Origin of the sequence: Exiguobacterium sp. s128 (genome assembly GCF_018618815.1) — a bacterium.
Taxonomy (GTDB): Bacteria; Bacillota; Bacilli; order Exiguobacteriales; family Exiguobacteriaceae; genus Exiguobacterium_A; species Exiguobacterium_A antarcticum.
The window spans coordinates 1-4,545 of the sequence record NZ_JACSMT010000078.1 but is presented as its reverse complement, the minus strand read 5'-3'; the positions used below and the strand labels follow the sequence as shown (position 1 = coordinate 4,545).

Below are 4,545 nucleotides of genomic sequence, written 5' to 3'. Positions count from 1 at the left end.
GAAGTCACGTTGACGAAGCTTGCGCTTCATTCATTGTTTGTATCCGAAGATACGTTTTTTGCCTCATCGTTCAGTTTTCAAAGTTCGTCGTTTCGTTTAAGTCGTGTTAGCGACTTTAATAGACTAACAGGTTCTTTCGATTATGTCAACCACGTTTTAGAAAAGTTTTTTCAGCCCCAACAAACCGTTTATAAAAGGCGTCTCGCTGGAACATTTATTAATATACCAACAAAATTCGACAAACACAAGCATTATTTCAAAAAAACTTTACAAAGAGTTTAAGAACCCTTTGCAAAGTAGTTACAGCCTTAACATACTGATTGCAGTAAAGACGATGTTCGCTGGTCGTTCCGCCAAACGTTTCATCAAATATGTGTACCAGTCGACGCCATGCGGAACATAGATCACGACACGGAATCCTTCCTCTACCAATTCCTTTTGCCGATTCGGTCGCATCCCTTGCAGCATCTGGAATTCAAATTGTTCGAATCCGATTCCCTGTTGATGCACGAAACGGATAACTTCTTGAATCATGTCTTCGTCATGTGTCGCCACCTGCGTATAACACCCTTGCAAAAGGTTTTTTTTGACTAGCTGTAAATATGTCGCATCGACGGTTTCTTTCCGTTCGATATAAATATCAGCTGGACCTGTGTACGCTCCTTTAACAACACGAACGGTGGATTGCAAACGTTCAAGATCGAAGCGACTGCGATACAGATTCGCTTGCAAGGCAATGCCGACGTTTGAAAATCTTGTTCGCAGCTGTTCAAATACATGTATGATCGATTCACATACCGCCTCTTCTTCCATGTTAATCGTCACGCGCATATCAAAACGTTCTGCCGTTTCTAAAATGCGCGTCATTTGTGCAAAAGCGATTTCTGGATTTAACCGTAAACCAACTGATGTAAGCTTCAAGGACACTTGGGCATTCAGTTGATCTTCTGAAATACGGTGAATGACTTTTATGCATTCATCCGCGATATCGATGGCGTCTTTTTCTGATTCGATGAACTCACCTAAACAATCGATGGTCGCCGCCCGCCCATCTTGATTTAACGTTTGGACGGTTCCAACGGTTTCATCCAACGTCTGTCCACCAACAAAAAATGTGCCACCTAGCGGCAAACCGATTTTTCGGGCCAGCTTGATCAATCGTTTGTCTTCCGCTAAGTATTCAAATACAGGGCCTGTAATTTTTTCAATCATCCAAAACACCTCCTCTTTCTTTCCTTTCCCTGATCAACAAAAAAAACGCCTTTCTTCTATATAGAAGAAAGACGTCAAACGTACAAGAACACTTAGTGTAACCAGATGAAGTACGCCAGGAATCCGAGGGACATCGCATACATGATTGGATGGACCTCTTTCGCGCGTCCTTTCGCGATCATCGTGATTGGATAAAATAAGAATCCGAACGCGATCCCGGTTGCAATCGAGTACGTCAGTGGCATCATGATGACCGTCAAGAATGCCGGAACTGCATATTCGAACTTCTTCCAATCAATCTGGAGAAGCGAAGAAGCCATCAAGACGCCCACGATAATCAATGCCGGTGCTGTAACCGGCGCCGTAATCACCGCAAGTAGTGGTGAGAAGAACAAGGCAAGTCCAAAGAATAATCCTGTGACAATCGCCGTCATCCCTGAACGTCCACCGGCTGCGACCCCGGCACTCGATTCAATGTAGGAGACCGTTGTCGACGTTCCGAGAATCGAACCCGCGACCGTTGCTGTCGAGTCCGCGATCAAGGCACGACCGGCACGCGGGACTTTATTATCTTTAATCAAACCGGCTTGGTTCGCTACAGCAACGAGTGTTCCTGCTGTATCAAAGAAATCAACGAAGAAGAATGTTAAAATGACGACTGCCATCTGTACCGTAAAGATTTCGTTAAAGTGTAAGAACGCTTGTCCGAATGTCGGTGCGATGCTTGGTGGCGCCGAGACGATCTCACCTAGACCGGATGGTACGGGAATCAAGCCGAAGATCATCCCCGCAATCGCTGTAATGATCATTCCGAAGAAGATGGCGCCTTTAATACCACGTGTCATTAAGATCGCTGAAATGACTAATCCGAAGACGGCAAGTAATGTTGTTCCTTGACCAAGATTACCAAGTGAGACGAGTGTTGCTTCATTGGCGACGACGATACCACCTGTTTTCAAACCGATGAAAGCAATGAATAAACCGATTCCGGCAGCAACTGCCATTTTAAGGGGTTCAGGAATCGCATTGATGATCGTTTCGCGAATACCGGACGCCGTCAAGACCATGAAGACAAGTCCGGATACCAAGACACCGGATAAAGCGGTCTCCCACGGAATGCCCATTCCGATGACGACGCTGTAGGCGAAGAATGCGTTGAGTCCCATACCGGGCGCCAGGGCGATTGGGTAATTGGCGAGTAGGCCCATCGTCACCGAACCGATGATCGCAACGAGTGCCGTTGCTCCGAAGACTGCTCCTGCATCCATCCCGGCTTCAGCAAGCGTGTTCGGATTGACGAACAAGATGTAGGCCATTGCGAAGAAGGTCGTCATACCGGCGATGAACTCTGTCCGCATATTCGTACCGAGTCCATTAAAATCGAAGTAACGCGCAATCGCGTTCTCCTTTTGTTTTGGTTGTTGCGGTTTCATCTGTGTGCTCATGGTTGCCCTCTTTCCAAATAAGCCGTCTCAAGAAACGAAAAAAACGGCAGTTACCTAAGCGGTAAAAGCCGTTTCTTTAAGCGCACACCAGAATCAGTGCACGCCGTAGTAGGAACCTTTAAGGTGTTCCTGTAGAGACTTCCGGGCCATATCCCCAGAATTATACGGCATTATTTTTTGTTTTTTAGTGGATGATAAAAATAAGAACAGACACATCGTAGCACGCAAAAAATGGACGGTCAACCATAAAAGCGAAATTTAGTTCTTTAATTAATCCGAACGTTCGGTTTTGGAAGCGTTTTTCTTTATTTGCTTTGGCTTGAATATGTTCTTCAGGACGCTTCTTGAATAACAATTGATGAACTTGCAACTGAATCCGTCGTTTTCCGAACGCGATCACCATAACTACAGCGAATACGGGCATAACTAAAACTTTCAGTTCAGGCAATTCTTCGAAGTAAGAGGATGCGACCAGACCTTTCACAAAAAAGAGAGTAGCTGATGAGCTACTCTCTTTTAACAATTAACTATAAAATTATCTTCTATCATCTCGATCAAGTCCGTTGTTTCGATCAAGATCATTATCTCGATCAAGTCTGTTATCTCGATCAAGATTATTCGTTGTACTCGTACCATCATCGATATCCGCTTCTTCACGACGAACTGTTTCTGAGACGATTTCAGTATCTTGAACTTTCCGTTTCCCGACCACAATTTCTTCAGTAACGACATCTTGTTTTGAAACTACAACGCGTTCTTCAGAAAGCGGGACATGGATGGAGTCATTTTCGTCTACAAACGCCTCTGTTCTCGTTTCGCTCTCGTTGACTGGGCGACGTTCTACATATACTTCTTCACGCTCAACAGGGACTTCAATGGATTGTTGATCTTCGACAACACGTTTGCTAACGTTTACTTCTCCAGTTTGAACTCTTTCTTTATCAACGTTCAAACGTTCTTCATGTAGGCGAATACGTTCTTCCTCTGTCCCAACATCTGATGCAGTAGTAGATGTCCGATCCATTTCTGAAGATTTATCGTAATCCTGATTCCGGTCCACTTCTGAAGTCGTACCGTATCCTTGACCATAACTCTGATTGTGTTTTTCGTAAGAATCCCCATAATCACTGTCTACGTACAATACCAATTTTCCATTCTGTACTTGACGACGGTACTCTTCTGATTCAGTACGATCTAGCCCCATACCATTGAATGCTTCCGTAGAAGAATCATCAGAGAAGGCAGCCATGAATTTCCCCATGAACCCTTGATGCTGCTCTTCACCCGTAGTATCCACATTCACGTCTGTCTGGTCTTTCAACATAGAAAACGAATCTTTATCTTGTGCGACGACATACATATCTCTTTCATTATAACCCTGTGCCTTTAATTCATTCACCTTGCTTAATACTTCCGCTTGGCTATTAAACAGGTCGATAAATGTATTCTCTTTTCTACTCATGATCTCTTCCTCCTTTTGGATTAACAGCGTTTAAAATTTAATGTTAAAATCAAATATCAAACGCTTACAAATAATTTTAAATGCCAACATTTTGAATTTCCCCTACTTCTTTTTTAATTAAACATTATTTATACATGTTTTCGTAAAAAAAAGTCAACGCTAATTTAGCGACAGACTTTCTCTAAATATTCCAATGATATTCTACGTTCGCTATTCATCAATTTTAAAAAAACTAATATTTTGCTTTAATCTTCTATTCTGTTTTATATTTTCTGTTTTATATTTTTCTTTTTATAAATCGAGTCACCAATTTGTTCATACAAAGCTTTTTTATTATTGACGAATTGTAATATTAAGTGCAACACCTAGCTGAAAACACAAAAAAACCCATAACGACCTCGTGTAGAATAGAGTTACCACACAAAA

At 42.7% G+C, this 4,545-nt stretch carries 3 protein-coding genes and 1 riboswitch; all 3 genes read right to left on the bottom strand.

Annotated elements, in window-relative coordinates:
* Positions 1–300: 300 nt before the first annotated feature.
* The 3 genes from KNQ13_RS15485 to KNQ13_RS15475 all read right to left on the bottom strand — a co-directional run bounded on the left by KNQ13_RS15485 (position 301) and on the right by KNQ13_RS15475 (position 4,119).
* Complete coding sequence (locus KNQ13_RS15485; RefSeq protein WP_209548546.1) at positions 301–1,212, bottom strand: proline dehydrogenase family protein; 912 nt, start codon at positions 1,210–1,212, stop codon at positions 301–303.
* Positions 1,213–1,304: 92 nt separating this feature from the next.
* Positions 1,305–2,657, bottom strand: a complete 1,353-nt coding sequence (locus tag KNQ13_RS15480) for an NCS2 family permease (protein WP_014969453.1) — start codon at positions 2,655–2,657, stop codon at positions 1,305–1,307.
* Positions 2,658–2,743: 86 nt separating this feature from the next.
* Positions 2,744–2,845, bottom strand: a riboswitch (purine riboswitch).
* A 347-nt stretch (positions 2,846–3,192) separates the two neighbouring features.
* Positions 3,193–4,119 (bottom strand): YsnF/AvaK domain-containing protein, encoded by a 927-nt coding sequence (locus tag KNQ13_RS15475; RefSeq protein ID WP_026830734.1) that lies wholly within the window; start codon positions 4,117–4,119, stop codon positions 3,193–3,195.
* Between the last annotated feature and the right edge of the window lie 426 nt (positions 4,120–4,545).

Bases quoted from the DNA above. Each gene is read 5' to 3' on its own strand.
- KNQ13_RS15485 (WP_209548546.1), bottom strand. From the start codon at position 1,212: ATGATTGAAAAAATTACAGGCCCTGTATTTGAATACTTAGCGGAAGAC.
- KNQ13_RS15480 (WP_014969453.1), bottom strand. From the start codon at position 2,657: ATGAGCACACAGATGAAACCGCAACAACCAAAACAAAAGGAGAACGCG.
- KNQ13_RS15475 (WP_026830734.1), bottom strand. From the start codon at position 4,119: ATGAGTAGAAAAGAGAATACATTTATCGACCTGTTTAATAGCCAAGCG.